This is a genomic window from Acidovorax sp. KPB24-03 (assembly GCF_057546605.1).
Window position 1 is genome coordinate 1 of sequence record NZ_BAAJYR010000696.1, and the last position, 1,194, is coordinate 1,194.

1 protein-coding gene is annotated in these 1,194 nt (G+C 74.0%); it reads left to right on the forward strand.

The features are described 5' to 3' along the window. Positions 1-1,194 (forward strand): fimbria/pilus outer membrane usher protein (locus AC27KI_RS25290; RefSeq protein WP_487116546.1); only part of this gene is annotated, 1,194 nt, incomplete at both ends.

Sequence of the window (1,194 nt, forward strand, 5' to 3'; positions counted from 1 at the left end):
GGCTGGCTGCGGCTGGGCTGCTGGGGGTCGCCAATGGCCTCCGTCACGCGGGGGCAGGCGCAGCGCGAACCGCGGCGGCTGGCAGCTCGGCCTGGGCTACCAGTTCCAGAGCACGGGCGGCGGCATCTCGCTGCAGCAGCTGCAGCGCACGCCCGGCTACGGCGATGCCAGCACCTACGCCGACGACGGCTTTCAGCTGCCGCGCCGCACGCGGCAGCTCGATGCCAGCCTGAACGTGGCGCGCGGCTCGTTCAGCGTGGGCTGGGTGGACCTGCAAAGCCGCGAGGGCCAGCGCAGCCGGCTGGCCTACGCCGGCTACAGCACGCCGCTCGGGGACCGCAGCTACCTGTCGTTCACCGCCGGCCGCACGCTGGAGACGGGCCAGACGCAGATGCGCCTGCAGCTCACCTACGTGCTCGGGCCCCAGTCGAGCGCGCAGACCGCCGTGGCCCGCTACGGCGACGGCACCACGCAGGCCCAGGCCAGCGTGCAGCGCACCGTGCCATCGGACGGCGGCTTCGGCTGGAACCTGGGCCACACCGTGGGCGGCCAGGCGAACCGCTACAGCCAGGCCTCGGCGCTCTACCGCGGCGACACCATGACGGTGCAGGGCGGCGCCTACGGCATGGCCGGCCACGGCACGCGCTTCGCGGGCGCGGCCGGATCGATCGGGCTGATGGACGGCTACGCCTTCGCCTCCAACCGCATCAGCGACGGCTTCGCGCTGGTGTCCACGGACGGCATGGCGGACGTGCCGGTGCTCTTCAACCACCAGCGGGTGGGCCGCACCAACGCCCGCGGCTACCTGCTCGTGCCGGAGGTGCCGGCCTACTACGAAGGCCGCTACGAGATCGACCCGCTTTCGCTGCCGGCGGACGTGCACACCCCCAACCTGGAAAAGCGCGTGGCGGTGGCGCGCGGCACCGGCACCCTGGTGCGGCTGCCGGTGATGCGCGTGCGCACCGCCACCATCACGCTGGTGGACGGCCGGGGCGCGCCGCTGCCAGCCGGCACCGCCGTGGTCCACGAGCAGGGCAACGTGCCCACGGTGGTGGGCTGGGACGGCGTGGTGTACCTCACCGCGCTGCAGGCCCGCAACACGCTGGTGGCCCGCCTGCCGGACGGAGCCGTGTGCCGCGGCGCATTCAGCGAACAGGCCTACGCCGGCACGCGCGACCTGCGCGTGGTGTGCCG